The organism is Acidovorax lacteus, assembly GCF_039540375.1.
Taxonomy (GTDB): domain Bacteria; phylum Pseudomonadota; class Gammaproteobacteria; order Burkholderiales; family Burkholderiaceae_C; genus Acidovorax_G; species Acidovorax_G lacteus.
The window spans coordinates 25784-52709 of record NZ_BAABEX010000004.1; the positions used below are offsets into that span (position 1 = coordinate 25784).

Consider the following 26926-nt stretch of genomic DNA (forward strand, 5'->3'; position numbering starts at 1 on the left):
CCCGCGGCCCTGAACCGAGGTGTTGCCCATGATTCCCCTGCAGCTTTTCGACCCCGCGTCCAGCACCTACACCTACCTGCTGCACGACCCCGCCACGCGCGACGCCGTGGTCATCGACCCCGTGGACGAGCAGCTCGAACGCGACCTGGCCGTGATCGAAGGCCGGGGCCTGGTGGTGCGCTGGATCGTCGAAACCCACGCCCACGCCGACCACATCACCAGCGCCGCGCGCCTGGCCGAACACACGGGCGGCCGCACGGCTGTGCCCGCGGCCTGCGGCATCGGCACGGCCGCCGTGCAACTGCAGCATGGCGACACGCTGGCCTTTGGCGGCGAAACCCTGCGCGCCCTGCACACACCTGGCCACACGGCGGGCAGCATGTCGTTCGTGTGGCGCGACCATGTGTTCACGGGCGACACCCTGCTCATCAACGGCTGTGGCCGCACCGACTTCCAGTCGGGCAGCGCTGCCGCCCTGTACCACAGCATCACCCAGGTGCTGTTCGCACTGCCCGACGCCACCACCGTCTGGCCCGGCCACGACTACCAGGGCCGCAGCCATTCGAGCATCGGGGCCGAGAAGGCGGGCAACACCCGCGTGGCCGGCCGCGGCGAGGCCGAATTCATCGCCTTGATGGACAGCCTGCAACTGCCGCGGCCGCGCCGCATCGACGAAGCCGTGCCCGCCAACCTGCATTCGGGCCTGCGCCACGACGTGGATGGCGCGGCGCTGTCGGCTCCGCGCACGGCCGAAGGCTACGCGGGCGACGTGCCGCCCGCGCTCGCCTGGCAGTGGGTGCAGGAAGGCCAGGCCGTGCTGGTGGACGTGCGCACCGACGCCGAGCGCGAATGGGTGGGCCAGGTGCCCGGTGCCGTGCCCGTGGCCTGGAAGCAATGGCCCGGCATGGCCATGAACCCGGCGTTCGACGCGCAGATCCGCGAAGCCGCCGCGGGCGGCCTGCCGCTGGTGCTGCTGTGCCGCAGCGGCGTGCGCTCGGTGGCCGCCGCGCGCCGCGCCACCGAACTGGGCGTGGTGGCCTACAACATCCTCGAAGGCTTCGAGGGCGACCCTGACAGCCAGGCCCACCGCGGCCGCAAAGGCGGCTGGCGCCTGCGCGGCCTGCCCTGGCGGCAGGGCTGAGCGCGGTCGCGCCGCACGCAGCATCCCCTCTGCCGGGTGCCCGGCGCCCGCGCGTGCCCGGGCATCGTGCGGGCGACACGGCCGGGCGTGCAAACTCGGGATAATCCGCGCCATGACTTTTCTGGCCATCGACGTCGGCAACACCCGACTCAAGTGGGCGCTGTACGACGCGCCCCGCCCCGGAGCCACCGCGCTCGCGCAGGGGGCGGAGTTTCTGGACCACATCGACCGCCTGGCCGAAGGTCCGTGGGCCGATCTGCCGGCGCCCACCCGCATGCTGGGCTGCGTGGTCGCGGGCGATGCCGTCAAGCGCCGGGTCGAAGAGCAGATGGAGCTGTGGGACATTGCGCCGCAATGGGTGGTGTCGTCCACCACCGAAGCAGGCCTGACCAACGGCTACGACCATCCCACCCGCCTGGGCGCCGACCGCTGGGTGGCCATGGTCGGCGCGCGCCACCATGTGCTCGCACAGGGCCCAGCCCGGCCCATCGTCGTGGTCATGGTCGGCACCGCCGTCACGGTGGAATGCATCGACACCGAGGGGCGCTTCCTGGGCGGGCTCATCCTGCCGGGCCACGGCATCATGCTGCGCGCGCTTGAATCGGGCACCGCTGGCCTGCACGTGCCCACGGGCGAGGTGCGCACCTTCCCCACCAACACCAGCGACGCGCTGACCAGCGGCGGCACCTACGCCATCGCCGGCGCGGTCGAGCGCATGTTCCAGCACCTGCGCACCCACTGTGGGCAAGAGCCCGCGTGCGTGATGACCGGCGGCGCCGGCTGGAAGATGGCCCCCAGCATGACACGCCCCTTCGAGCTGGTGGACAACCTGATCTTCGACGGCCTGCTGCAGATGGCCGCGGGCCGCTTCGGCGGCTGAGCGCTGCCGCGCCGCCAAGTCCCACCTCCGGGCCGCCTCCCCGCGCGGCCCTGCCAAGCGGTTGGTTCACCGCCTTTGTTTCTTAAGCACGAGCAGCTATTGAATTCATAGCACTTCTTGGGTTGGCGGTAGTGTGCCGTTGGGGCTTCCTGTGGTCCGGTGCCGGGATGTGCGCCCGGTGGCGCACCTTCTTTTCTTGTCTCGCCAAGAAAAGAAGGCAAAAGAAGGCGACCCTACAGGCTGCGACCCTGCGCTTCGCTCCGGGCAACCTGCGGTGCTCGCGCCTGGGGTGCGCCGCATAACTCACTTCGCGCTTGCAGCACTGCGTTCGGACAAATGCGGCGAGCTAGAGGACGAAGCCTGCGTGTCCTACGGCACGCAGGCCACCCCAGTTGCTTCGCTCCTCGGCGCATCCTGAAGGGGGTAGGGAGACGGGCCATCGCTGCGCTCGGCCCGGCGGGGGCACCAGCGCTCTGAGGCAAACCACAGCGCGCCAAGTTCGGCCGGGAGGCTGCGCCGCCCTGGGCCGGCGAAGCCCGGCACCCCACAGCCCCGCTTCGTCACGCCCTCCACCACTGGCGCGGCCCAAGGCCAGGGCAGCCGAGCAAGGGCCGCCCCGCAGCGAGGGCTGCGTCCCCCTTCCCGAATGGCGCAGCCGTTCGAGAGAAGGGGGAAGGCGCGCAGCGCCTCAGGGGGATGCCCCTTACTCCTCTTCGAGTTCCGCCTTCGCCATCTCGACATCCAGACGCTCCATCGCGTCCTGGGGCGTGCAGGCGGCGGCTTTCTCGTACAGCGCGGTGGCTTCCTTCATCTTCTTGTCGCCGTCCAGCATCACCAGCGCGTTGGCGTACTCGATCATGGCGATGGCCGAGCCGGGGTTGAGCTTGATCGCTTCCTGAAACAGCTTGAGCCCCACGTCCTTCTTGGCGCCGTAGGTCATGCCGCCAATCAGCGAACCCACCTTGTCGATGACTTCGGCATGGAACGCGCCCAGCGCAATGCGGGCGTCGGCGTGTTTGGGCTCCAGGGCAATGGCGCGCTCCAGCGATTCCTTGACCTTGGTGCCCAGGCCCTGGGCCAGCGCCTTGGCCACGCTGATGCCCTGGCTGTAGCGGCCCAGGGCGTAGGCGTTCCAGTAGTGGGCGTTGGCGTCGTCGGGTGTTTCGGCGGCCTGCGCCTGGGCGCGCTCGGCCACGGTCATGAACAGGTCCAGGCGCGTTTTCTCTTTGGGTTCGAGGTAGTTGGCGTAGATGGCCGTGGCCTTGTTGGCCACGGTGATGCCGCGGCCACCCAGCGCCAGCCCGGCGGCGGTGGCGCCTTCGAAGTCGCCGTTGTGGAACAGGGCCCAGGCTTCGAGCAGTGCCGCATCCTTGGGGCAGGGCTCCGCATCGCCCGTGTGCAGCCGTGCCCAGTGCTTTTTGGCACTGGCGGCGTCGAAGCGGTAGGCGCCGGCGTGGGGGAAGGCGGTCCATTTGGCCATGGTGTGTCTCCTGTACGGTTCGTTGGTTTGTTGTGGTTGTGGTCGGGTACGGGCTCAGCCCTCGGCCTGTGGTGCGTACGCGCCCACCAGGCGCAGCAGGTGCAGGCGCTGTTCGGCTTCAAGGTAGGGCATGAGCAGGTTCAGCACATGGTGCGCGCCGCGCAACAGGGCGGCCTGCGCACTGTCGGGCTCCAGCGCGCGGCGTGGGTCGCGCACGTACTCGAAGCTCAGCCAGTAGGTGAGCACCACCACCATGCTGGTGGCCGTAGCTTCGAGTTCGCGCGGGTCGATGTGCAGCGTGTCGTTGCGGCCCATGCCGTCAAGCATGGAGCGCACAGCGCGCGTTTTGTTCTTGAGGATGGCCTGGAAAGCGGTCTCGAGCCGCCGGTTCTTGGACAGCAGGTCGTTGAGGTCGCGGTACAGAAAACGGTACTGCCAGATCAGCTCGAACAGCGTGTGCATGAAGAACCAAGCGTCCTCCACGTTGCGCACGCCGTCGGCCGCGCCCAGCAGCTCGTTCAGCGACCGTTCGTAGCGGTCGAACAGCGCGTTGATCAGCTCGTCCTTGGCCGGGTAGTGGTAGTACAGGTTGCCCGGGCTGATGCGCAGTTCGGCCGAGATCAGCGTGGTCGAGACGTTGGGCTCGCCGAAGCGGTTGAACAGGTCGAGCGTGACTTCCAGGATGCGTTCGGCCGTGCGTCTGGGCGCTTTTTTGACCATGCGTGCTGTCCCCTTGGCGGTTCTCGTGGTGGGCGGTAACGGTGTGGCTACTCTAACGCAGCAGCGCCCGGGCCGGGCACCGTGCGCGCGCGCCACGTCTCGTGGTCAACCCGGGGGCAGGCGCAAAAAAGGCCGTCGCGCGTGGAGCGGGACGGCCTTCAGGGGCGGGCAGGGCGCAAGCGCCCGCCGCGGGATCAGTTGGCTGCAGGCGTCGCGGCCGTCTCGGCAGCGGCCTCGGTGCGAGCGGCCACCTTGGGGAAGGGCGCGCGGGGCTTGGCGGCGGCCTTCTTGGCCGGGGCGGCCTTCTTGGCAGCCGGCTTCACGGCAGCGGGCTTGGCGGCAGCAGCCTTTTTGGCCACGGGTTTGGTAGCGGCTTTCTTGGCAGGGGCGGCCTTCTTGGCAGCAGCGGTGGGCTTGGCTTCTGCCTTGGGGGCTGCCTTGCCCACGCTCTTGGCCAGCGCGTCCACACGGGCGCTCAGGGCTTCGAGGTCACGTGCCGAGGGCACACCCAGCTTGGCCAAGGCCTTGGCCACGCGGTCTTCAAAAATGGTTTCCAGCTTGTCCCACTGGCCGGCGGCGCGCGAGCCGATGTCGTTGGCCATGGTGCTCACGCGGCTCGTGGCTTCGGAGATCTTTTCTTCGGCCACGGCCTGGGTCTTGCGTTGCAGCGTCAGGCCTTCCTTGACCAGTGCTTCAAACACCTTGCCACCTTCGACCTGCGCCTTGGCAAAGGCGCCCAACCCCGCCAGCCAGATCTGCTGGGCCGAATCCTTGACGGTGTTCGACAGCTGCGAGTTGCTGCCCTTCTTCTTGTCGTTGCTGAGTTTCTGCAGTTTCTTGACCATGGGGACCTCCGGTATGGGTGAACGGGTAAGCCGGTGCGGTGGTGCCCCCGGCGCATGCACGCACTGTACGCCGCGAGCCCCTGCAGGTGTAGGCGTGCGATCCTAAAAACGTAGAGCCACCTGTCTACAGGCCGCGGCCCGCGCCGCGGGTTTTTGCTGAATCGGTGGCTTTCGCGCATGCGCAAGAATGGCCTGTTCTCACAGGAGTGGCTATGCAGTATTTCGTGACGGGTGCAACAGGGTTTATCGGCAAGCGGCTGGTCAAGAAGCTGCTCGAGCGCAAAGGGACGGTCGTGCATTTTCTGCTGCGCAAGGAAAGCGCAGACAAGGTGGCCGATCTGCGCGCCTACTGGGGTGTGGGGCCGAGCCGCGCGGTACCGGTGTACGGTGACCTGAAGGCCAAGAAGCTCGGCGTGTCGGCCGAAGACATCAAGAAGCTCAAAGGGCAGGTGGACCACTTCTACCATCTGGCGGCCATTTACGACCTGTCGGCCGACGAAGAGTCGCAGATCGCAGTCAACATCGACGGCACGCGCAACACCATCGACCTGGCCAAGGCCATCGACGCAGGTCGCCTGCACCATGTGTCGTCCATCGCGGCCGCTGGGCTGTATGAAGGCGTGTTCCGCGAAGACATGTTCGACGAGGCCGAGGGCCTGGACCATCCGTACTTCCGCACCAAGCACGAGAGCGAGCGCATCGTGCGCGAAGACTGCAAGGTGCCCTGGACGGTGTACCGCCCGGCCATGGTGGTGGGCGACAGCACCACGGGTGAGATGGACAAGATCGACGGCCCGTACTACTTCTTCAAGCTCATCCAGCGTCTGCGCCAGCTGCTGCCGCCCTGGATGCCCTCGGTGGGGCTCGAAGGCGGGCGTGTGAACATCGTGCCTGTCGATTTCGTGGTCAACGCGCTGGCCGTCATCAGCCACCAGCAGGCCATCGACCGCAAGTGCTACCACCTGGTAGACCCCGTGGGCTACCGCGTGGGCGATGTGCTCGACATTTTCAGCCGCGCCGCGCATGCGCCGCGCATGAACCTGTTCGTCAATGCCGCGCTGCTGGGCTTCATTCCCAAGGGTGTGAAGAAGAGCCTGATGGCGCTGGCACCGGTGCGCCGCGTGCGCAACGCGATCATGAAGGACCTGGGCCTGCCCGAGGACATGCTCACCTTCGTGAACTACCCCACGCGCTTTGACTGCCGCGAGACGCTGGCGGCGCTCAAGGGCTCGGGCGTGAGCTGCCCCAACCTGCGCGACTACGCATGGCGGCTGTGGGACTACTGGGAGCGCAACCTCGACCCCGAGCTGTTCATCGACCGCTCGCTCAAGGGCACCGTGGCGGGCAAGGTGGTGCTGGTCACCGGCGGTTCGTCGGGCATCGGCCTGGCGGCGGCGCACAAGTTTGCCGAGGCGGGCGCCACCACCATCATCTGTGGCCGCGACCAGGACAAGCTGGACGAGGCCTGTGCCGAGGCCAAGGCCAAGGGCTACAGCTTTGTGGCCTACGCCGCAGACATTGCCGACATGGCCGACTGCGACCGCTTCGTGAAGCTGTTGATCGACAACCACGGTGGCGTGGACTTCCTCATCAACAACGCCGGGCGATCCATTCGCCGTGCCATCGAGTCGAGCTATGACCGCTTCCACGACTTCGAGCGCACCATGCAGCTCAACTACTTTGGCTGCCTGCGTGTGACCATGGGCCTGCTGCCAGGCATGGTGGGCAAGCGCAAGGGCCATGTGGTCAACATCAGCTCCATCGGTGTGCTCACCAACGCGCCGCGCTTTTCGGCCTACGTGGCCAGCAAGGCCGCGCTGGACGCCTGGACGCGCTGCGCCTCGAGCGAGTTCGCCGACCAGGGCATCACCTTCACCACCATCAACATGCCCCTGGTGCGCACGCCCATGATTGCGCCCACCAAGATCTACAACAACGTGCCTACGCTCAGCCCCGAGGAAGCCGCCGACCTGATCGCCCAGGCCTGCATCTTCAAGCCGGTGCGCATCGCCACGCGCCTGGGCATCACGGGCCAGGTGCTGCACGCGTTGGTGCCGCGCGTCGCGCAGATCGTGATGAACACCAGCTTCCGCATGTTCCCGGACTCCGTGGCGGCCCAGGGTGGCAAAGAGGCCAAGCCGCAGCTGTCGGCCGAGGCCTTGGCCATGCAGCAGATGATGCGCGGCATCCACTTCTGAGACATGCGTCCGCCGCCCGGTGGGCGGGCGGCGGCGCGCATGGCCAGGGTGGGATAATCCGCGCTTCGCCGCAAGGCGCACCCCACCGTCTTTTCCCATGATTCTGGTCACTGGCGGCGCAGGCTTCATCGGCGCCAACTTCGTGCTCGACTGGCTGGCCCATCACGACGAGCCGGTCGTCAATCTCGACAAGCTCACCTACGCAGGCAACTTGCACAACCTGGTCAGCCTGCGGGGCGATGCTCGGCACATCTTTGTGCAGGGCGACATCGGCGATGCCGCGCTGGTGGGGCAGTTGCTCGCGCAGCACCGGCCCCGTGCGGTGGTCAACTTTGCGGCCGAATCGCATGTGGACCGTTCCATCCACGGCCCTGAGGACTTCATTCAGACCAATGTGGTCGGCACCTTCCGCCTGCTCGAGTCAGTGCGCGGCTACTGGGTCGGCTTGGATGATGCGGCGCGCGCAGCGTTCCGCTTGCTGCATGTGTCCACAGACGAGGTGTATGGCTCGCTCGAGGCCGCCGCGCCCGCGTTTACTGAGCAGCACCGCTACGAGCCCAACAGCCCCTACAGCGCGAGCAAGGCGGCGTCGGACCACTTGGTGCGTGCCTGGCACCACACCTTCGGGCTGCCGGTGCTTACCACCAACTGCAGCAACAACTACGGGCCTTATCACTTTCCCGAGAAGCTGATTCCGCTGATGATCGTGAACGCGCTCGCAGGCAAGCCACTGCCGGTGTATGGCGACGGTCAGCAGATCCGCGACTGGCTCTACGTGCGCGACCACTGCAGCGCCATCTGCCGTGTGCTGGAGGCTGGGCAATTGGGCGAGACCTACAACGTGGGCGGCTGGAACGAAAAGCCCAACATCGAGATCGTCCACACCATCTGTATGCTGCTCGATGAACTCTGCCCCCGCAGCGACGGGCAGAGCTACCGCGCCCAGATCACCTACGTGAAAGACCGGCCAGGGCACGACCGCCGCTATGCGATTGACGCCCGCAAGATCGAGCGTGAACTGGGCTGGAAGCCTGCCGAGACCTTCGAAACCGGCATCCGCAAAACGGTGCGTTGGTACCTGGACAACGCAGACTGGGTGGCCCAGGTACAGACCGGTGCCTACCGTCAGTGGGTGCAAACCCAATACGCCGAGGCTGGGGCGGCAGCATGAGCGGCGCGCCGCTGCGCATCCTGCTGCTCGGCAAGGGCGGGCAGGTGGGGTGGGAGCTTCAGCGGAGCCTTGCTCCGCTGGGCGAGGTCACGGCGCTGGACCACGACAGCACCGACTTCTGCGGTGATTTCACGCGTCCCGATGAGCTTGCCGCGTCTGTTCGGGCGCTGGCGCCGCAGGTCATCGTCAACGCCGCTGCCCACACCGCGGTGGACAAGGCCGAAAGCGAGCCCGATCTGGCCCGCACGATCAATGCCACCGCACCAGGGGTGCTGGCGGAAGCCGCCGCCCGCAGCGGTGCCTGGCTGGTGCACTACAGCACCGACTATGTGTTTGACGGCGGTGGTGAACGTCCGTGGCGGGAGGGCGACACACCGGCCCCGCTGTCGGTGTACGGCCGCACCAAGCTGGAGGGCGAGTGTGCGATCCAGGCGTCGGGCTGCCAGCACCTGATCCTGCGCACCAGCTGGGTGTATGCGGCCCGCGGCGGCAACTTTGCCAAGACCATGCTGCGCCTGGCCCAGGAGCGCGAGCGCCTGACCGTCATCGACGACCAGTGGGGCGCCCCCACGGGTGCCGAACTGCTGGCCGATGTCACGGCGCACGCCGTGCGCCACCTGCTGCGCAGCCCGCAGGACGGCGGCCTCTATCACCTGGTGGCGCAGGGTGAGACCACCTGGAACCGCTACGCACGCTTCGTGATCGAGCAGGCACGGGCCCTGCGGCCCGACCTGCCCTGGAAGGTGTCCGAAGTGGCACCGGTGCCCACCAGCGCCTTCCCCACGCCCGCCGTACGGCCACACAACTCGCGCCTGTCCACCGACAAGCTCCAGTCCACGTTCGGCCTGCGCTTGCCGCGCTGGGAGGAGGGCGTGGCCCGCATGCTGCAAGAGACCCTATGACCGCACGCAAAGGCATCATCCTGGCCGGAGGCTCCGGCACCCGTCTGCACCCCGCTACGCTGGCCATCAGCAAACAACTGCTGCCGGTGTACGACAAGCCCATGGTGTACTACCCGCTGAGTACGCTCATGCTGGCAGGCATCCGCGACATCCTCATCATCAGCACCCCGCAAGACACCCCGCGCTTTGAACAGCTGCTGGGCAATGGCCATCAATGGGGGTTGAACCTGCAGTACGCCGTGCAGCCCAGCCCCGACGGCTTGGCCCAGGCGTTCTTGATTGGCGAGGCCTTCCTGGCGGGCAGCCCCAGTGCCTTGGTGTTGGGCGACAACATCTTCTACGGCCACGATTTTCATGAGCTGCTGGGCCACGCCATGTCCCGCACGGAAGGCGCCAGCGTGTTCGCCTACCATGTGAACGATCCCGAGCGCTACGGCGTGGCGGAGTTCGATGCAACCGGCCGGGTGCTCAGCATCGAAGAAAAGCCGGCGCAGCCACGCTCCAGCTACGCGGTCACCGGCCTGTATTTCTATGACGCCCAGGTGGTCGAACTGGCCAAGCGCCTCAAGCCGTCTGCCCGGGGCGAACTGGAAATCACCGACCTGAACCGCCTGTACCTGGAGCAGGGGCAACTGAGCGTGGAGATCATGGGCCGGGGCTATGCGTGGCTCGATACCGGCACGCACGAAAGCTTGCTCGAGGCCGGACAATTCATCGCCACCCTGGAACACCGCCAGGGCCTGAAGATCGCCTGCCCCGAAGAAATCGCCTGGCGCAACGGCTGGATCGACGCCGCGCAGCTTGAGAAGCTGGCAGCCCCCCTGGCCAAGAATGGCTACGGCCAGTACCTACAGCGCTTGCTCAAAGAAAAGGTCTATTGATGAAGGCAACGCGCCTCGCCATCCCCGATGTGGTGCTGATCGAACCCAAGGTGTTCGGTGACAGCCGCGGATTCTTCTTCGAAAGCTTCAACCAGAAAGCCTTTGACGAGGCCACGGGCACCCAGTACCAGTTCGTGCAGGACAACCACAGCCGCAGCGCCCGCGGGGTGCTGCGCGGGCTGCACTACCAGATCCGTCAGGCACAGGGCAAGCTGGTGCGCGTCGCCCGTGGCCGGGTGTTTGATGTGGCCGTGGACATGCGCCGCTCATCCCCCACCTTTGGCCGCTGGGTGGGGGCCGAGTTGAGCGAGGACAACCAGCACCAGCTCTGGGTCCCGCCGGGCTTTGCCCACGGCTTTGTGGTGCTCAGCGAGTCAGCCGACTTTCTCTACAAGACCACCGACTACTACGCCCCTGCCCATGAGCGCGCGGTGCGCTGGGACGATCCTCACATCGGCATTGAATGGCCTTTTGACGGAGCGCCGCAGCTGTCGGGCAAGGATGCGGCGGCGCCGCTACTCTCGGCTGTTGGCCCGGAGGATCTCTTTGCCTGATCGTGGCGCGCTGCCGCGCGTTGCCGTGTCTATCGTCAGCCATGGGCATGCCCACGACGTATCGGCCCTTGTGGCAGCGCTTGCGTCCTCCAGCCTGCCGCCCCATCGCATCTGGGTCACCTGGAACCACCCTGCCGAGTCTGCTGACCTGGCCTCCGCAGCCCGGGTGACGCAGGCCTGGCATGCGGGTGCCCTGCAGGCTGCGCAGGTGCTACGCCACCGGCACAACAAGGTGCCCCAGGGCTTTGGAGCCAACCACAATGCTGCGTTCGCCTGCGAGCAGGCGCAGCCCGACCCCGCCGACTGGTTTGTCGTGCTCAACCCCGATGTGCGCTGGCTCGCCGATCCTTGGGGGGGCATCGGGAACAGCCTGCGCGCAGCCGAACCTGCGGCGGCAGCCTGGTACGTACGCCAGGTGTCGGCTTGCGGCCAGCCGCAGGACGCCGAGCGCGCCCTGCCCACGCCCCAGGCGCTGCTGCGCCGCTATGTGGGCCCCCGGGCCGCGGCGTCTGCGGTGCCTGCGCGTATCGATTGGGTCAACGCCGCCTTCCTGGTGCTGTCGTCCGCTGCGTACCGTGCCGTGGGCGGATTCGATGAGCGCTACTTCATGTACTGCGAAGACGTGGACCTGTGCCTGCGTCTGCAACTGCGCGGCTATGCGCTGCAGGCAGTCCCCGGAGCCCTGGTCATTCATGCTGGCCAGCGCGCCAGCCACCGCAGGCTTGATCATCTGCGCTGGCACCTGCAGAGCCTGTGGCGGCTGTGGCGCTCTGATGCTTACCGTCAGTTCCGTGCCTTGCGCCGCGGCGCGCCGGTCGGGGCCCGGTAAGATGATGGGTTGTTCCCGGCCCGCTACGCGAGGCCTGTTATGTCACAGACCGAAATCCTGATCTCTCCTGTTTCTGATGCCTCGGGCCGACCGCGGCTTGGCGAAATATTGGTGTCGCTGGGCAAACTTTCGCCGCGTGACCTTGATCGAGCCCTGTCTGCCCAGCAGGAGATGGGAGGGCTGCTGGGCCAGGTGCTGTCCCGCCTTGGGCTCGTTTCCGAAGTCGATGTCGTACAGGCACTGGCGCGGCAACTCGATGTGCCTTGGGTCACAGCCGACCAGTTGCCCGCGGTGGTGCCCGAAGTGCCAGGTCTGCTGCCCGAATTCTTGCGCGCCCATGCCATCTGCCCTCTGCGGGTGGACGACACGGGCCTCGCCGTGGCCATGGCCCACCCGCAGGATGCTTTCGTTCTCAAGGCGCTGCGCCTGTCAGCGGGCATGCCGGTGCGCCCCTGCATCGCGCTCGAATCGGACATTGAGAAAGCCCTCACCACCCCAGCAGAGGCTGTGGAGGAGGAGGGCGACGATTGGGGCGGGGAGGGCGATGGCAGCGACTTTGTGGAGCATCTCAAAGACCTCGCCAGCGAAGCGCCCGTGATCCGCATGGTCAGTGCCATCATTGGTCGGGTTACCGACTTGCGTGCCTCGGACATCCACCTCGAGCCCTTCGACGATGGCCTGCACGTCCGCTATCGGGTCGATGGCGTTATCTCCACGGCCGAAGTCATTCCGCCTCGACACAGTGCCGCCGTCAACTCCCGCGTCAAGCTCATGGCGCACCTCGACATCGCCGAGCGCCGCCTGCCGCAAGACGGACGCATCAAGACGCGCGTCAAGGGACGGGAGTTGGACCTGCGCGTCTCGACCGTGCCCACCGTGCACGGCGAAAGCGTGGTCATGCGGGTGCTGGACCGTTCCAGCGTGCGCTTCAGCCTCGAAGACATGGGCTTTGCCCCTGATACGCTGGAACGTTTCAATGCCTTGCTAGCGCGTCCGCATGGCATTTTGCTGGTCACTGGCCCGACGGGTTCGGGAAAAACCACCACGCTTTACGCGGCGCTTTCCAAGATCGACGCCGACGCGCACAAGATCATCACGGTCGAGGAACCGGTCGAATACCAGCTCGAAGGCATCAACCAGATCCAGGTGCATGCCCAGATCGGACTGAGCTTTGCGCGCGCTTTGCGTTCCATTCTGCGGCAGGATCCCGACATCATCATGATCGGTGAAATGCGCGACACCGAGACCGCGCAGATCGCCGTGCAGTCGGCCCTCACGGGCCACCTCGTGCTTTCCACGCTGCACACCAATACCGCCGCTGGTGCTGTGGTGCGACTGACCGACATGGGTGTTGAGCGCTACCTCATCACCTCTTCGGTGAACGGTGTGCTTTCGCAGCGCCTGGTGCGGCGCTTGTGCGCGCAGTGTCGTGAGCCGTATCAGCCGGAGCCTGGTCTGCTGCAGACCTCAGGCCTCGCGCGCTTCATGGCCCCAGGGGCGCCGCTGTACCGTGCCGTGGGTTGCGACCACTGCCGGGGTTCGGGCTACAGCGGGCGTACAGGGGTCCACGAGTTGCTTACGCTCGACGACGCCTTGCGCCGCGCCATTCTGGAAGGTGCCGATGCTTCCCGCCTGCACCAGCTCGCGCAGGCTGGCGGCATGCTCAGCCTCTACGAAGACGGTCTGCGCAAGGTGGCTGCTGGAGAGACCAGCCTCGACGAGGTCCTGCGCGTGACCGAGGATCAGTCGGATGCCTGATTTCGTCTGGAAAGCCGCCCGGGCCGATGGCTCGGTGGTGGACGGTGCAACCGAAGCGCCGGCCCAGGCTCAGATACTGCGCCAGCTCAAGGCACAGGGCCTCACGCCCATTTGGGTGCGCGAGCGCGAGGGGGCGGCGCCCGTTGCGGCGGCGGCTGCGTTGCCTGCAACGGCCATGCCGTCCCGCCGGCGCGGGTTGCGTGGCCGCGACGATACCGAGCCCAATGCTGCCGACGTCCTAGCGCTCACCAGCGAGCTGTCCATCATGCTCAAGGCGGGGCTCGCGCTGGACACCGCACTGCGTCTGCTGGTCGGCATGACGCACAAGCCACGCATGATGGCCATCGTCACCCAGGTGCTTGAAGACGTCAAAGGCGGTGCGCCGCTGAGCCGGGCGCTTGGGCGCCACCGTGAGCTGTTTGGCGATTTCTATATCAACATGGTCCGCTCCGGCGAGGCCAGTGGCCAGCTCGCCTCGGTCTTCGAGCGACTGGTGGAACACATTGAGCGCCTGCGCGCGCTGCGAGAGAGCGTGATCTCTGCCGCCATCTATCCCGCCATCCTGCTGGGGGTGGCCATTCTGTCGCTGGCGGCCATGCTGGGATTTGTGGTCCCGCAGTTTGAAACCCTGTTCAAGGACATGGGCGATGCACTGCCCGCACCCACGCGCTTCGTGATGGTGCTGGGCCAGGTCTTTACCCAGTATGGCTGGGCACTGGCGGTGGGTGCCGCGGCCGTATTCTGGCTGATGCGTCGTTGGGCGCGTTCTCCGCGTGGTCGGGCGGCCCTGCAGCGCCGTGCCCTGCAATTGCCGGTCCTCGGTCCGCTACTGCACCAATACGATTTGACCTTGTTCGCCCGGTCCCTTGGCACCCTGCTGGGCAACGGTGTGCCGCTGATTGCCGCGCTGAACATCGCCACTGAAACCGTGGGCAATGTCAATCTGCGCACAGCGCTGGCGGGCGTGCCAGCCCAGGTCAAGGACGGGACCAAGTTGGTCGATGCACTCTCTGTCACAGGTATTTTTGAACCATTGGCCGTCAACCTGATCCGAGTGGGTGAAGAAACCGGCCGCATCGGCCCCATGCTGCTGGAGCTGGCCCACATCTACAACCGCAATGTCGAGACCGGCATCAAGCGCGCGCTCACCATGCTTGAGCCCTTGCTCATCCTGGTGCTGGGGCTGCTGATCGCAGCCATCATTGTTTCCATCTTGTTGGGCATCCTCTCCGTCAACGACCTCGCGTCCTGACCGGTTGCCCGCCAGACCGACTGCAAGGAAATTCCATGTCCCTCCTGATTGCCAAGCCTCAGCCCTCCCGTCGCCGCGCTCGCGGCTTCACGCTGATCGAACTGCTCGTCGTGCTCGCCATCCTCACGCTGCTGGCCGGGTTGGTCGGTCCGCGTGTGCTGGGCCAGTTGGGCGGCGCCAAAAGCAAGACCGCCGCCGTTCAGATTGCAGACCTTGAAAAATCGCTTGAACTGTTCAAGCTCGACGTCGGTCGCTTTCCCAGCACCGAAGAAGGTCTGCAGGCGCTGGTTGCCAAGCCGGGTAGTGCCAACGGCTGGAATGGCCCTTACATCAAGGGTGGCGTTCCCAACGACCCCTGGGGCAAGCCCTACAAATACACCGCCCAGGGCGGCAATGTCGAAATCCTTTCGCTGGGTGCCGATGGTGCATCGGGCGGCGACGGCGAAAACGCCGACATCCGCAACGCCCATTGAGCGCGTGACCACCCGGTGATTGCAATGGTGAGCGTGCGCCCGTGGCGGGCGGCGCCGGCACAGCATCTGCGGGGCTTCACCCTGGTGGAGCTGCTGGTAGTGTTTGCCATTGGCGCGTTGTTGGTGGCTTTGGTGCCGCTGGCCTACGACAAATTGCGCGAAGGCACGGCCTACCGCAACACGCTGCGCACCGTGATCACCGAATTGCGATCGGCACGCGAGGCCGCCCGAGCCGAAGGCCGACTCGTACGCTTCGAGATGGACCTTGCTGCACGCCGCTTTGCTGTGGTCGGACGCACGGTGCATCCTGTGCCCGAACCACTTGAAGTCCGTGCCGTGGTCGGCCGCGAACTGCTGTCTGCCGACCAAGTGGCGTCTATTGTGTTCCTGCCGCAAGGCGGCGCCACCGGGGGTAGCCTTGACATCGTTCGCCCTTCGGGCGACGGCACGCGTGTGCGGGTCGATTGGCTCACCGGGCGCGTTGAATGGGAGCCCCTTCGCCCATGAGCGTGGTACACCGCTCGGGGGTGCGGGGCAGGGGAGGGCGCCAGCGTGGGCTGTCGCTGCTCGAACTACTGGTGGCCTTCTCGATCATGGCCATGGCCTTGGGCCTGCTCTACCGCAGCATGGGCTCCAGTGCCCGCAACGTGGCCGACATGGGGCAGCAACAGCGTGCATTGCAATGGGCCGAATCGCTGTTGCTGACCCGTGAATCCGTGGGGCCCGAGGGCTGGAACGAAAGCGGCGACACCGCCGGCATCCGCTGGGATGTGCGTAGTACGCCGCTGGCGCCTCCCCCATCATCTGGCACTGGCGCCACCAACCCGCAAGCGGTGGGATTGCACGGGGTAGAGTTACAGCTGCGCTGGGACGAATCGGGCCGCATGCGCGAACTGCGGCTGGCCACGGTGCTGCCCGAGCGCAAGCCCCGGCCCGGGGAGTCCGTGCAATGACGTGCCGTCCAGAGCGTGGGTTCACGCTGGTCGAGGTGCTGGTGGCCGTCAGCCTGCTGTCGGTACTGATGCTCGCACTGGCATCGGCCTTTCGCACCATGGCCCAGACCGAATCTCGGGTGGACGAACGTGCCGCCCGAACGGACGATCAGCGGGTGGCTGCCGACTTGCTGCGCCAGGTGTTGGGCCGGGTGTCGGCGCGCCGTGTGGCGGCCCCCGCGGTCGAAGGTGGGTTTGCCGTTCCGTTCCAGGCCCTGCCGCAGGCCATCGAATGGGTGGGCATCTTGCCCGCGCGCCCCGGTGTGGGTGGGCGCACCTGGTTCCGTCTCCAGGTGGAGCCAGGCCCCGCTGGTGACGCACTCGTGCTGCGCTTTGCGCCCTGGGATCCAGCCCAGCCCGCTCCGCCCGATCTGACCCAGGCCGACGCGCGTGTGCTCGTGCCCACCGAGGCCGTGTTGCAGGTGTTTGCAGAGGGCCAGCCTCCCGCGGGTGTTTCCCCAGCCAACTGGCCCCAGGGCTGGGTAGAGGGGTGGCCGCCCCGCGGCCACCTGCCCGAACGTCTGCGACTGCGCATCACCGACGCCCACGGCCCCTGGCCCGACCTGTTGATTCCGGTGTACGGCATGTCGCAGGGCAGTAATACAGGCGACGGTTTTACGATCGGGGGCTCTCGATGAGGAGGCGCGTGTTGTCACCTGCGCATGCCCGCGGGCTGGCGCTCATTGCCGTGTTGTGGATCGTGGCGGCGCTCTCCATTGCCGCCTCGGGCCTGGTCAACACGGCACGGCAGGAAATTCGCCATACCGCCCGCCAGCACGCCTCGGTACAGTCGCTGGCCACGGCAGATGCCGCCGTGCGCCTTGTGCTGCGCGATCTGGTGGTGGCGCCTGAGAAGCCGGCCGCCACGCGGGATGTCGAGGTCGCCTGGGCTGGGCAGACCGTGGCCGTACAGGTGCAGCCCCTCAACGGCCTTGTCGACCTAAACCACGCTCCTGTCCCGCTGTTGGCTGCATTGTTCCAGCATGCAGGTGGGGTGCCACCAAGCGCTGCAGAAGCACTGGCCGTAGCCCTGGAGGCCTACCGCAAACGGCCCGATGCGCAGGGCCGAGCGGTGGGGCTGGACGCACCCGAGGACCTGCTCCAACTGCCCGGCTTCCCGTTTGACCTCTATGTTAGTATCCGCCCGCTGGTCTCGACGGCACTTTCCGGCGCTGGCTTGGTCAATGCGCTGGCGGCACCGCCCGAAGTGCTGCTGGCACTCGCCCAGGGCGACGCCGCAGCAGTCCAGCAGATCGTGCAGACCCGCGCTACGGCGGGCCAGACCACCGATACCACCCGCCTCAACCCCGCTTTTGTCGGCAATACCCCCTCAAGGGCCTACATGCTGACGGCGCGGGTTCCCGTCGACAGTGATGCGGAACTGCACAGGGTCTGGATCGTGAGCTTGGCCGCAGCCGGTCGCAACGGTTTGCCGTGGCAGGTCATCGAGCAGTACCAGCGGCTGCACCGCCCACCCATCCGCTGAAGGCACCATTCATCCATGACAATGATCCGGCACGAAGCGCGACTCTTCGGCCTTGACCTCTCTGGCCTTGGCCAGGATTTTCAGCAGGCGTGGCAAGGCATGGCACGTTGGCCCCTGGTCGCTTGGTTGCGTCCTGCCGCACGGATCGATTGCCTTCGGCCAGACGGCACCACCGTGGCGTGCCAGGGCTTGCGTCCTTTGCCGCGCACCCACAGCGCTGGCAAGGCCCCCTTTGTGGCGGTGGAACTTCCCGAAGACATTGTGCTGCGCCACCAGGTGCGCTTGCCGCAATTGCCCGCAGCCGATCGTGACGCAGCCCTGGCCCTGGAGGCCCAGCGCCTGAGTCCGTTTCCTGCCACTGACACGGTGTGGTGCGTCTGGCAGCGCGGGGGCGCCCAAAACACGGCAGACGCTTCGCAGCCTGCCTGGCAGATGGCGATCACTTCGCGCGCATTGGTACAGGCCCACTGGGACCGCGTGCGCCCCGCCGTCGCTTCGCGCTTGGGGACGCCTGACGCCTGGCCTGAAATCTGGATTCCCCGGGGAGATGGTGCCTACGAATCGTTGGCCGGTTTCGGCGAGTCTGCGCGGCAACGCGCGCAGGCTGTGGGGGCGCGCGTCAACATAGGCATTCTGGTGCTCGTCCTGGCCTGTTTGGGGGCCCTGGCCGTGACCCCTACGGCCCAACTGCGCCTGCGCGCCATCGACGCTGCGGGCCGCTTTGAGCAGGTGCAGGCGCAAGCGCAGCCGCTCTTGCAGCAGCGTGAAGCCTTCGTCAAAGCAGAAGGGCAGCTGCAAAACCTGGTCGAGAGCATGGGCGCTCCGGTGTCCGTGTTGCAAGTGCTCGATGCCGTGACACGAGCCTTGCCCGACGACACCACCCTGCAGACGTTTCAGCTCACGCACAGCGACGCACCCGCGCGCACTCCCAAGGTCAGCATCACGGGGCAGGCGCCCAACGCCGCTGCGCTCATGCAGCAGTTGGGCAATCTGCCTGGCTTCAAAGAAGTCAGGGCACCCAGCCCAGCCGTCAAGCCTTTGGGTGCCGTCAAAGAAAGCTTCACCATCGAATTTGTGGTCGATACGGCGGTGTTTGCACCGGCTACCACGCAGGCGCAAGCCCCGGCTCCTATGCCAGCGCCTGCTGCATCGGCGCCCGCCGCCGCAGCATCTGCGCCGCAGGCGGCGGCTTCGGGGGCGGCGCCTGCCGGTGCGGTGCCTGCGTCGTCCCCGGTTTCAGCGCCTCAGAATGCCGCTTCTGCTGCTGCTACGCCTGCCTCGGCAGCCTCAACTCCCCAGGCTCCTAGCGCCAAGCCATGACCGCTTCCTCTTCTTCCTTTTTGCGCGGTGTACCCCCCCGGGTGCTGGTCGCGCAGCTGCTTATCGTGCTGGCTGCTGTGCTGCCTTTGGTGGCAGGCGGGCTGTGGCTCTGGAACAAGCACCAATGGGCAACCGACAAACTCGCCCAGCTGGAGCCGCGCTACGCCCGCATGCTGGGGCTGATCGACAGCAAAGACAAACTGCAGCAGGTAGAGGCCAGCACGCGAGCCTTGCTTGCGCAGCACGCTTACCCTGCCAACCAAGACGCCGTGCAGGCGGGCAACGACGCACAGCAGCGTATTCGCACGCTGTTTGCCGACAGCAAGCTCGACGTGGGCAGCATCCAGGTGCTGCCCCCCAAAGAAATGCAGCAGTTTGACCGGATTGGGATCAGCCTGCGCATCGAAGGCGACATTGTCGGCCTGCAAAATGCCTTGGCCCTGCTCGAAACCCAGCGCCCCACGGTGTGGGTTGATACCGTGGCCATTCAGACCATTGGCGCGGTCAAGCCGCAGTCTCCGGTGCGCTTGGGGGCTCAGCTCACGTTTTCAGTGTTGCGGAGCCGCTCATGAAGGCATTGCATTGGTTGTTGGCCGCGGCGCTGGGCCTGCTGGGGGCCTTGGGCGTGTTGTGGCTGGATCCGCAGCAGCCCGGCACGTTGCGCAGTTTCGCCTGGGAGCCCCCAGCGCCGCTGGCCCCGGGTTTTGCGGTTCCGCAGTTGCCGGTGGCCTTGCAAGGCGGTGTACCGGCTGGCACCGCCGCGTATTTGGCCGTGCTGGATCGGCCGTTGTTTGCAGCCGACCGCCGTCCGCCGCCACCGCCGCCGCCCCCGGGCGCCAAGCCCGCCGAACCGCCGCCAGACCCGCTGGCCAACCTGACGCTGTTTGGCGTGTACACCGGGGCCGACTTCAGTGGCATCGTGGCGCGCTTTAACGACAAAGTCCGCCGTGTCCGCGTGAGCGAAGCCGTGGGCGAATGGACGGTCGAAGCCGTGCAGGGCCGGCAAGTCACATTCAAGCGGGGCGAAGAATCCCGCACCGTCTACCTGGCCCACCAATATGGCCCGCGTCCTGCGCCAGCGGCGGGCGCTCCTGCCACCACTCCGGTGGCCGCCTCTGCGGGCGTGCCGGTAGATCGGGCCGCCATACAGGCGCAAGAAATGGAAGCCGCCCGCGAACGGCTGCGCCAGCGCAATGAACTGTTCCGCAAGGCGGGTCTGCCGCCCGTGAAAGAATGAGCATGTTGAATACCAAGCACACCGCCTTGTCTCTTGCGCTGGTTTATGCCCTTGGCGGGCTGGCGCAGGCAGCACACGCGCAGACGCCCGTGCCTGCCGTGGCGCCAGAACAGTCCCCCGCGGCGGCTGCGGCAACCGCTGGCGCGCCTGCCCAGGCCACCACCGCCAGCGGCGCCAGCACCAACCTCAACACCGCCACTGACGCCGCCGCGCAGGAGCCTCGCATCATTCGCGGCAACGACGCCGTGGTGGCCCCGCCCAAGCCTTTTGCTCCGCTGCAGGGTGGTAACACCGGCTTTCGGTTTGAAGAGGCACCGATTGCCGAGTTTGCCGTACTGGTGCTCAAAGACATCGTCAAGGCCGACTACGTGCTGCACCAGCAGCTCACCGGCTCTGTCACGCTTTCAACCGGTGGCGATGTGTCGCCAGACCAGGCGGTGCTGCTGCTCGAGGCCGCGCTGCAGGCCAATGGCCTGGTCATGGCGCGCGACACCCGGGGCACCTACCACATTGGCAAGCCCGAAGTCATCCGCGGCATCGTGCCCGCCATTCGCCAGGCGGTGCCAGGCAACCCGTTGCCACCGGGCAGCGGGGCCATTGTGGTGCGCCTGCAATACATTGGCGCGGCAGAAATGGCCACCATTTTGCGGCCCATGCTGGGCGCAGACTCGCTGGTGCGGGTGGACAATCTGCGTAACCTGCTGGTGTTGGCCGGTACCCGCACCCAGGCCGAAGGCTGGCTTGATTTGATCTCGACCTTCGACGTCAACCTGCTCAAAGGCATGTCGGTGGGCGTGTTTCCGCTGAAGCACGCCACGGTCAAGGAAGTCGAGGCGGCCTTGTCGTTGATGACCGGCAGTGGCGTGGGCGCTGCGGTAGCTGCACCCAGCGGAGCGGCGGCCGCCACCACGAGCAATGCTGCACAGCAGCAAAACCGCCCCGCTGCTGCGGCAGGCGGAGGCGGGGACGCCAACCCCCTGCAGGGCGCGCTGCGCATCTTGCCCATCGAGCGGCTCAACAGCATCTTGGTGGTCACGCCCCGCGCCGCGTACCTGGACGAAGCCCGGGCATGGATCGAACGGCTCGACAAACCCAGCAGCAACAGCGCCGAGCCCCAGCTCTTTTTGTACCCCGTGCAAAACGGTTCGGCCAAGCACCTGGCGTCGGTCATCGGCAGCTTGTTTGGCAGTGGCCAAACCAGCACCACGCCCACCAGCACGGGCGTGGCCCCGGCATTGGGCACCTCCACGTTCGGCACATCGGGGTTTGGCGCCAGTGGCTTCGGCACGGGCAACACCGCGTTTGGCGCGGGTGCGGCCGGGCTCAGCGGGGCTGGTACCACTGGTTTTGGGGCCGGTTTTGGCGGTGCCAGTGGTTTTGGTACCACAGCGCAGCGCAACACCCCGCAAGGCGCGCAAGCAGGTGTAACGGCCACCACCCTGGGCCAGGGGCCTAACGCCGTGCGCATGATTGCCGACGAACTGAACAATATGGTCGTCTTCTACGGCACCCGGGCCGAATTTGCCAAGGTAGAGGCCGCCCTCAAGCGGCTCGACTTGCCGCCCACCCAGGTGCTGATCGAAGCCTCCATCATCGAAGTCACGCTGCGCGACGACCTCGAATACGGCTTGCAGTGGCTCTTCAACGGCGGCGCGCCGGGTGACCTGACGGGCCGCGGCGCCATCAGCAATGTGGCCGGGGGCGTGCTGGGCTCTGCCGGTCGGGGCTTTTCGTACACCATGGTCAACCCCGCGGGCAACATCCGCGCGGTGCTCAATGCGCTGGCTACCAAGTCGCTGGTCAAGGTCATTTCCAGCCCCTCGCTGATGGTGCTGGACAACCACACCGCTACCATCAGCGTGGGCAACCAGCAGCCCTTCAAGGCCTCGTCGACCATCATCACGGGGGGCGGCACCAGTGAGAGCATTCAGTACAAAGATACGGGCGTGAGCCTGCAGGTGACCCCTTCGGTCACGGCCGGCAACATGGTTACCATGGCTCTGAGCCAGATGGTGACCGACGTGGGCGACATCGACTCCGCCACCGGTCAACGCACCTTTTTGCAGCGCCAGATCAACAGCAAAGTGGCCGTGCGCTCGGGCGAGAGCATTGTGTTGGGCGGGCTGATTCAAGACAACGCCACCAACGGCGGCAGCGGTGTGCCCGGCCTGTCGGCCATTCCCATCATTGGCGGGCTGTTTGGCACGCAAAGCAACAACGTGCGCCGCACCGAACTGCTGGTGGTGCTGCTACCGCGCGTGGTGCGGGCCGACCAAGACCTGCGCGAAGTCAGCGACGAACTGCGCGACCGTATGAAGGGCTTGACCCGCAAGGGCTCGCTGTTTTGAACCAACTGCAACCCAGTGCGTTGGCCCCCATGGGCCAGCGTGCCACGGAACTGCGGCTCACCCACGGGGTCTGTGGCTAGGCCGCAGGGCCGTGCCTCTCAATACGGCCCTAGTGCCACACCCCTCACCCAGCGCACCCCGGCCTAGCACCTCTGGGGTGCCCCACGGGCGCCACGTGCGCCCTTGGCAATGCAGGTGTTTTTTTTCTGAATCGTTTGGAGGAACGCGAATGAAGTCCACCCACCGGGCCTTGTCCGGTTCTGTCCGCTGGTTGGCGGCTGCAGCCGTCTTGGCTGCCGCAGCCGGCTGCGCCACCACCAGCGCCAACCCCGAAGAGCACGTCACCCGCCTGGCAGAACAGCGCTGGGCGCACCTGATCGACGGGCGCTGGCAGCAGGCCTACGACATGCTCACGCCCGCCTACCGCAAGCTGCACGATCTGGCCGAATACCGCGGCACCTTCAAGGGCGGTGGTGTGCAATGGAAGGGCGCCAAGGTGGTGCGCAGCGAATGCGAAGCCGACAAGTGTGAACTACGTCTCGAAATCACGGTGCTCAACCCGCTGGGCCGTCGCCCGGGCGATACCATCTCCACCCATGTCACCGAACAGTGGCTCAAAGAGGGTGCGCGCTGGTACTATTACGAGAAGCCTTGAACGGCCGGGGTGAGCCCGCTGTGCATGGGGCTTGAGGCCCGTCAAACGGCCCACCTACAGCGCTCTTCACAATCCTTTGTTGTGGTCTTACGGAAGGGAGATCCATCGCATCGACAGACTTGTGTTTTTGTTGGGTTGCACGATGTTGCGTTTTGTCTACAGCATGCAGCCCTGCCCCCCGGTTGCAGGGGCTAAGCCCAGATCCCTGTGCTACTATTTGTGAGCGTAATCAATCTTGGTAGTTGCGCTTACCAACTTTTTTAATGGAGTCTTTAATGAGAAAAAGTATTCTCTCTGCAAGCATTGCTGCCATGATTGGTGGCCTCGGCTTCGCTGGTCTGGCCAACGCTGGTGTGCATGCTCCTGCTGCTAACCAAGCTACGGCTCTCAGCATCAACGAGGCTGGTACGGGTCACATCCTGATCGTGCCGTACTTCACCACGCAAGGCACCAACGCAACGCTGCTGAATATCACCAACACCGATACTTCGAACGGCAAGCTTGTCAAGATCCGCTTCCGCGGTGCCTCGAACTCTGACGATATTTTTGACTTCACGCTGGCCCTGTCGCCTGGTGACGTGTGGGCAGCCAAGGTCAGCCAGGGTACTGATGGCCGTTCGCAACTGGAAACGTCCGACAAGTCGTGCACGCTGCCCTCGTTCGTGGCAACGCAGCGTAACTCGTTCCCCACAGGCCGTCTGAACCCCGCTCTGACGGACGCGCAGAAAGCCAATGAAACCCGCGAAGGTTACATTGAAATTCTGACGATGGCCGACATTCCGTCGGCTGCTAACTCCGACCAGTTCGCTGCTGCTTCGCCGATCACGACGAACCCGCTGTTCACGGCCATCAAGCACGTGAATGGCGTGGCTCCCTGCACGACTGCGACGCTGAACACCCTTCGTACCGACTCTGAGTACTACGACATTGCTGCTGCCGCTGCCTTGCCGGTCCCGGTGACCATCACTGCGCCGACGACCCGCACCGCTCGCGGCAAGGGTCTGAACTACCCCACCGGTCGTCTGATGGCCAACTGGACCATCATCGATACGGTGAAGACGGCTACGTTCTCGGGTGCTGCAGTTGCCGTTCGCGCGGCAGGTGGTGCAGCCACTGACGTCAATGCGAACATTGTGTTCTTCCCGCAATCTGACGACCTGGTTCCCAATGCAGGTGGTACCGCTCTGGATGGCCTGACGGCAGACCCGCTGCTGCGCAGCGCTAACCGACTGGCAACGAACCCGGCAACTGGTGGCGCGCCAGCTGCTCCGGCGTCTGCAACGCCGTTCATCGCTGCGTCGTACTACGATCTGCCTGATCTGTCGACCCCGTACCTGGCTGCTACCACGGATCCCCGCGCTCAAGCGCAGGCGCTGACCGCCGCTTTGGCAGCGAAGTCGGTGATCAACGAGTACCTGACGACTACGAGCATTGCCGCTACGACGGATTGGGTCTTCTCCATGCCCACCCGCCGTTACAACGTGGCTGTGAACTACCGTTTCACCAGCCCGCTGAGCACGGATAGCCGCGTGTACACGACTTGGACAGCCGATTACTTCGACGCTACCAACACGTCGCTGGTGAACGGTCAGATCTGTGTGGCTGCTGACAGTGGCGCCGCTGGTGTGAACCAGTGGGATCGCGAAGAGACCACGACTTCCAGCCAGTTCGTGATCTCCCCCGGTACCGTGAACAACGTTCGCTTCTGCGGCGAGACTTCGGTTCTGGCCTTCAACAACGGCACCAACACCTCGTCGGGTTCGCTGTCCGCTTCGGTGGCCCTGCAAAACCTGAACGTGAACGCCAACGAAGGTTGGGTGAGCCTCGGCACTTCTGGTCTGAGCAGCCGTGGCCTGCCGGTTCTGGGTGCGGCATTCGCCAAGTCCAGCGCCTTCGGCGCCGTGTGGCCCCACCGTTACACCCGTTAATTTGGGCTAACGTACAGACTCTCCCGCAAGGGAGAGTTCATGAAAAAAGGCGGGAACCTCCCGCCTTTTTTCATGGTCTGCTGAACTTCATCCGTTCATCTAATGGCCAACAGTGTTTAGCACATCAAGGAGCACATCTGTGTTGTTGAAAATGGGATTGGTTGCGAACAAACGCGCTGTAGTGGCCGTTCTCGCAGTGTTGGGTGCGCTATCTATGGTTTCACAGGTGTATGCGCAAGGTGCAAACGTCATCATTGAAACGGGTACTGCAAAAATCACCTCGCACGATCTCGAGGCAGAGATGGCAAAGGCCCCCCCAGAATTGCGTGCGAGTTTGTTGCAGCGACCAGATGCCCTGGCGCAATTGGCGTCTAACCTGTTGATGCGTCGCGTTCTGGCGCAAGAAGCAGAGAAGGCGGGTCTTCACACCCGCGGCGCCAACCAGGCCGCCTTGCAGATCGCCCGTGATCGTGTGCTCTCAGACCTCCAACTGCTACAGCTCGACGAACGGAACCGCCCGAACTCGATGGTGCTGGACCAGCGAGCGCGTGACGTATACCGCGCCGAAGGCGAGAAGCGCTTTGCCATTCCGGATGAGGTTCGAGCCAGCCACATCCTGATCGCCAAAGGCGACGGGGCGGAACAAAAAGCCAAAGCATTGTTGCAAGATTTGAAGAACGGCAAGGACTTTGAAGCCTTGGCCAAGGAGCATTCAGCTGACCCGGGGAGCGCAGCCAAGGGCGGTGACTTGGGTTCGTTCAGCCGGGGCCGCATGGTCAAACCGTTTGAAGACGCAGCCTTCGCCTTGCAACCGGGGCAGTTGAGCGAGGTGGTCGAAAGTCAGTTTGGCTACCACATCATCAAGGTGACGGAGCGCAAGCCGGGGGGTGTCAAACCCTACGAAGAAGTGCGCGATACGCTATACGAGGAGGTCACTCAGCGCATCCTTCAAGAAGGGCGCGTCAAGGCAGGCCAGCAGATCATGACCAAGGCCAAGCCCAACCCCGAAGCGCTGGACGCCTTCATTGCCAGCCAGAAGAAGAACTGAGTCTGGTTGAAGCGTTTGCATGTGGACTGAACTGCGCGCAGCCTGGGCCCTGCGCCCGCTGCTGCGCGCCATGGTCTGGCGTGAAGTGCAGGCCCGCCATGCCGGCACGGCCGGCGGGCTGCTGTGGCTGTATGCCCAGCCGCTGTTGACCATTGCGGCCTATTACCTGGTGTTTGACGTGGTGTTTGCCATGCGCCTGGGCGAAGGCGCACCTGCGCGCGCCGTGGGCACCTACCTGATTGTGGGCATGCTGCCCTGGCAGGCGTTTGCCGAAGGCCTGTCGCGCGGCATGCACAGCTTGGTGGATGCCGGGCACCTGCTGCAAAAAAATGCGCTGCCGCCAGTGCTGGTGGTGCTGCGCGCCGTGCTGGGCGCTGCCGTGGTGTATGCGCCGCTGCTGTTGCTGCTGGCCGTGGCCTACGCGCCGCTGCACGGTTTTGCTTGGCCCATGCTGGCCTTGCCGTTGGTGCTGGCGCTGCAAATGGCATTCGTGTTTGTGCTGGCCTACCTGCTGGCCATTTTGGCCGCCGCGCTGCGCGATACGCTGCAGGTGGTGGCCTTTTTGCTCTCGGTGGGCGTGTTCGTATCACCCATTTTGTTCCCGATCACGCTCTTCCCCGAAGGGTGGCGGTGGGTGCTATGGCTCAACCCCATGACGAGCTGGGTGCTGGCCTATCAAGACATTTTGCTGCAGGCCCAGTGGCCCCGCGCCACGGCCTGGGCCGGCATGCTGGCCTGGCTGGCCGTGGCTTGGCTGGCCTGGCGCCCCGTGTGGCGCCGCAGCCGCGACGAACTGGTGGATTGGCTATGACGCCTGCGCCCACGACA

Annotated in this window: 26 protein-coding genes and 1 pseudogene; 24 read left to right on the forward strand and 3 right to left on the reverse strand. The window is 65.7% G+C overall.

Annotation, left to right across the window (positions count from 1 at the left end):
- Positions 1–28: 28 nt before the first annotated feature.
- From ABD866_RS02205 to ABD866_RS02215, 3 genes and pseudogenes are all read left to right on the forward strand, one after another.
- Positions 29–529: pseudogene (locus ABD866_RS02205) on the forward strand (MBL fold metallo-hydrolase); the annotation flags it as partial.
- Between the two features lie 174 nt (positions 530–703).
- A complete protein-coding gene (locus tag ABD866_RS02210; RefSeq protein WP_345061014.1) occupies positions 704–1141 on the forward strand; it encodes a rhodanese-like domain-containing protein in 438 nt (145 codons plus the stop codon).
- 112 nt (positions 1142–1253) lie between these two features.
- Positions 1254–2021, forward strand: coding sequence for a type III pantothenate kinase (locus ABD866_RS02215; protein WP_345060788.1), 768 nt, complete (start codon positions 1254–1256; stop codon positions 2019–2021).
- Positions 2022–2724: 703 nt separating this feature from the next.
- Here ABD866_RS02215 and ABD866_RS02220 read toward each other — a convergent pair.
- From ABD866_RS02220 to ABD866_RS02230, 3 genes are all read right to left on the reverse strand, one after another.
- Positions 2725–3501: a tetratricopeptide repeat protein gene (locus ABD866_RS02220; protein WP_345060789.1), complete on the reverse strand. Its 777-nt coding sequence runs from the start codon at positions 3499–3501 to the stop codon at positions 2725–2727.
- A 54-nt stretch (positions 3502–3555) separates the two neighbouring features.
- A complete protein-coding gene (locus tag ABD866_RS02225; RefSeq protein WP_345060791.1) occupies positions 3556–4221 on the reverse strand; it encodes a TetR/AcrR family transcriptional regulator in 666 nt (221 codons plus the stop codon).
- 194 nt (positions 4222–4415) lie between these two features.
- Complete coding sequence (locus ABD866_RS02230) at positions 4416–5066, reverse strand: phasin family protein (RefSeq protein WP_345060793.1); 651 nt, start codon at positions 5064–5066, stop codon at positions 4416–4418.
- A 212-nt stretch (positions 5067–5278) separates the two neighbouring features.
- On the opposite strand from ABD866_RS02230, the gene ABD866_RS02235 reads away from it, so the two are divergent.
- The 21 genes from ABD866_RS02235 (at position 5279) to ABD866_RS02335 (ending at position 26909) form a co-directional block, all read left to right on the forward strand.
- Positions 5279–7264 (forward strand): SDR family oxidoreductase, encoded by a 1986-nt coding sequence (locus ABD866_RS02235; protein WP_345060795.1) that lies wholly within the window; start codon positions 5279–5281, stop codon positions 7262–7264.
- A 97-nt stretch (positions 7265–7361) separates the two neighbouring features.
- Positions 7362–8435, forward strand: a complete 1074-nt coding sequence (gene rfbB / locus ABD866_RS02240) for a dTDP-glucose 4,6-dehydratase (protein WP_345060797.1) — start codon at positions 7362–7364, stop codon at positions 8433–8435.
- An 11-nt stretch (positions 8436–8446) separates the two neighbouring features.
- Positions 8447–9337: a dTDP-4-dehydrorhamnose reductase gene (gene rfbD / locus ABD866_RS02245; RefSeq protein WP_345061015.1), complete on the forward strand. Its 891-nt coding sequence runs from the start codon at positions 8447–8449 to the stop codon at positions 9335–9337.
- On the forward strand, positions 9334–10218 hold the full coding sequence (rfbA, locus tag ABD866_RS02250; RefSeq protein WP_345060799.1) for a glucose-1-phosphate thymidylyltransferase RfbA: 885 nt from the start codon (positions 9334–9336) through the stop codon (positions 10216–10218). Before rfbD ends, rfbA begins: the two co-directional genes overlap by 4 nt.
- Complete coding sequence (rfbC, locus tag ABD866_RS02255) at positions 10218–10772, forward strand: dTDP-4-dehydrorhamnose 3,5-epimerase (RefSeq protein WP_345060801.1); 555 nt, start codon at positions 10218–10220, stop codon at positions 10770–10772. Before rfbA ends, rfbC begins: the two co-directional genes overlap by 1 nt.
- A complete protein-coding gene (locus ABD866_RS02260) occupies positions 10765–11601 on the forward strand; it encodes a glycosyltransferase family protein (RefSeq protein ID WP_345060803.1) in 837 nt (278 codons plus the stop codon). Before rfbC ends, ABD866_RS02260 begins: the two co-directional genes overlap by 8 nt.
- A 39-nt stretch (positions 11602–11640) precedes the next feature.
- Positions 11641–13359, forward strand: coding sequence for a type II secretion system ATPase GspE (gene gspE, locus ABD866_RS02265; protein WP_345060805.1), 1719 nt, complete (start codon positions 11641–11643; stop codon positions 13357–13359).
- Positions 13352–14611: a type II secretion system F family protein gene (locus ABD866_RS02270; protein ID WP_345060807.1), complete on the forward strand. Its 1260-nt coding sequence runs from the start codon at positions 13352–13354 to the stop codon at positions 14609–14611. Before gspE ends, ABD866_RS02270 begins: the two co-directional genes overlap by 8 nt.
- A gap of 35 nt (positions 14612–14646) precedes the next feature.
- Positions 14647–15084, forward strand: coding sequence for a type II secretion system major pseudopilin GspG (gene gspG / locus ABD866_RS02275; protein WP_345060809.1), 438 nt, complete (start codon positions 14647–14649; stop codon positions 15082–15084).
- A gap of 24 nt (positions 15085–15108) precedes the next feature.
- Entirely contained in the window at positions 15109–15591 is a 483-nt protein-coding gene (locus ABD866_RS02280; RefSeq protein WP_345060811.1) for a GspH/FimT family pseudopilin, read from the forward strand.
- Complete coding sequence (locus ABD866_RS02285) at positions 15588–16037, forward strand: prepilin-type N-terminal cleavage/methylation domain-containing protein (protein ID WP_345060813.1); 450 nt, start codon at positions 15588–15590, stop codon at positions 16035–16037. Before ABD866_RS02280 ends, ABD866_RS02285 begins: the two co-directional genes overlap by 4 nt.
- The gene (locus tag ABD866_RS02290; RefSeq protein WP_345060815.1) at positions 16034–16714 is read left to right on the forward strand and encodes a prepilin-type N-terminal cleavage/methylation domain-containing protein; all 681 of its coding nucleotides are present in this window, start codon (positions 16034–16036) and stop codon (positions 16712–16714) included. The genes ABD866_RS02285 and ABD866_RS02290 overlap by 4 nt, the downstream gene beginning before the upstream one ends.
- Before the next feature lie 8 nt (positions 16715–16722).
- A complete protein-coding gene (locus ABD866_RS02295) occupies positions 16723–17562 on the forward strand; it encodes a type II secretion system protein GspK (RefSeq protein ID WP_345060816.1) in 840 nt (279 codons plus the stop codon).
- A 99-nt stretch (positions 17563–17661) separates the two neighbouring features.
- On the forward strand, positions 17662–18882 hold the full coding sequence (locus ABD866_RS02300) for a PilN domain-containing protein (RefSeq protein ID WP_345060817.1): 1221 nt from the start codon (positions 17662–17664) through the stop codon (positions 18880–18882).
- A complete protein-coding gene (gene gspM, locus ABD866_RS02305; protein ID WP_345060818.1) occupies positions 18879–19454 on the forward strand; it encodes a type II secretion system protein GspM in 576 nt (191 codons plus the stop codon). The genes ABD866_RS02300 and gspM overlap by 4 nt, the downstream gene beginning before the upstream one ends.
- Entirely contained in the window at positions 19451–20119 is a 669-nt protein-coding gene (locus ABD866_RS02310) for a hypothetical protein (protein ID WP_345060820.1), read from the forward strand. Before gspM ends, ABD866_RS02310 begins: the two co-directional genes overlap by 4 nt.
- A 2-nt stretch (positions 20120–20121) precedes the next feature.
- Entirely contained in the window at positions 20122–22467 is a 2346-nt protein-coding gene (gene gspD / locus ABD866_RS02315) for a type II secretion system secretin GspD (RefSeq protein ID WP_345060821.1), read from the forward strand.
- Between the two features lie 229 nt (positions 22468–22696).
- Positions 22697–23122: a hypothetical protein gene (locus ABD866_RS02320; RefSeq protein WP_345060823.1), complete on the forward strand. Its 426-nt coding sequence runs from the start codon at positions 22697–22699 to the stop codon at positions 23120–23122.
- 275 nt (positions 23123–23397) lie between these two features.
- On the forward strand, positions 23398–25050 hold the full coding sequence (locus ABD866_RS02325; protein WP_345060825.1) for a cell surface protein: 1653 nt from the start codon (positions 23398–23400) through the stop codon (positions 25048–25050).
- 139 nt (positions 25051–25189) lie between these two features.
- The gene (locus ABD866_RS02330; protein WP_345060827.1) at positions 25190–26098 is read left to right on the forward strand and encodes a peptidylprolyl isomerase; all 909 of its coding nucleotides are present in this window, start codon (positions 25190–25192) and stop codon (positions 26096–26098) included.
- 19 nt (positions 26099–26117) lie between these two features.
- Entirely contained in the window at positions 26118–26909 is a 792-nt protein-coding gene (locus ABD866_RS02335) for an ABC transporter permease (RefSeq protein ID WP_345060829.1), read from the forward strand.
- Positions 26910–26926 lie beyond the last annotated feature (17 nt).